Below are 1427 nucleotides of genomic sequence, written 5' to 3'. Positions count from 1 at the left end.
CCCACGAGACCGTCTGTGTTCATCGGCGGGAAGTTCGAGACGCTCGGGTTGGCGTCGGCGGACCTCGAAAGCGAGGAACCAATCGACCTCCGTGGAGCCATGATTCACCACAACTGCGACCTCAGAGATGCGACCGTTGATGCTCCACTACGACTCGACGGGGTTTCGGTTGGTGGGGCGATGTGCATGCAACGATTTGAGGCGCGTTCGACGGTCTCCTGCCGAGGACTCCAAGTCGGCGGTCGATGGGCACTCTGTGAGGCGACCGTCGACGGCCGTCTCGATGCGACTGACTTTAGCACCGAGTCGCTTATCGCGACAGATGCGCACTTCGTCCGTGGTGCCACGTTCAGGAGAGGGACTGTCGAAGCCCAGTTTGCCGCTGCTCGTGCCACGTTCGACGGCCCGACATGGCTCTCACATACGCGAGTCGGAGGACACCTCGACCTCGGGAACGTCACGTGTACGCATCGACTCTCCCTCGCACACTGCCACGTCGACGAACACGTCAACATCCAGTCGGCGACAGTCGACGACGGAATATCTCTCGACCATCTTCACGTCGGTCACGAGTTCGATGCAACACGGCTCACGGTCACGGGCGGAATCGACGCAACCACCGGACAGTTCGACGGCACCGTCGACTGTACGGGACTCACAGTGACGGACGGACGAGTCGACTTCGGACACTGCACGTTCGAAGGCCCAGTGTACTTCGACGGCGCAACAATCAGTGGCCGGAAACTCCGGTTCCACGATGCGCAGTTCGAATCAGGAACTGTATCGTTCGTCCGAACTGCTATTTCCGGAAACCTCGACCTCTCGGGTGTGACGTGCTCGACCACAGCTACAGTACGTGTCGTAGAAGGGTCAGTCGGGGGGAGCATCATCTGTGACCATGCGACGTTCGAGGACGAACTGTTCTTCTCGAACGTCCGCGTGAAACGCGACTTCGACTTCTCGGACTGTACCGTCGGAACACTCACGTTCGGCGTCGAAGTCGACGGCCGATTGGACTTCGCGTACACACACGTCACTGATAGCGCCGAGTTCAGAGCGACAATCATACACGGCCCCGCTCGATTCACCAGCGCACAGTTCGATACCGACCCGTCGCTCACGGATGCAACGCTCGACGGGACCGTCGCGGCGTACAATCTCTCGGTCGAGTCTCCCGACCAGTCGTGACTCCTCGTCGTCGCCGGACGAACATTATATGTCACGTGAGCGAATCCTCTGACATATGACGAGTGACGGGCAGAACAGACTCCTCGCCCCTTAACGGCACTACGTCGGCGCAGACCCCGACGAGACGACCGTCTATCTGGGCATCGCGCTGGTCTTCAAGGCAATCGGACTATTCGCAGTCGCACTGGCACCGGTGATCTGGAGCGGAGGCGTCCCACCCGAAAACATCTTCAAATACG

The 1427-nt window shown here is 59.8% G+C and carries 1 protein-coding gene; it reads left to right on the top strand.

Annotated elements, in window-relative coordinates; translation table 11 throughout:
* Positions 1-1188: pentapeptide repeat-containing protein (locus QT222_RS01115; protein ID WP_491476026.1), on the top strand; the 1188-nt coding region annotated here is incomplete at its 5' end.
* Positions 1189-1427 lie beyond the last annotated feature (239 nt).

This window comes from Haloferax sp. s1, assembly GCF_058382125.1.
The sequence above is the reverse complement of the archived record's forward strand: the minus strand, read 5'-3'. Positions and strand labels throughout refer to the sequence as shown.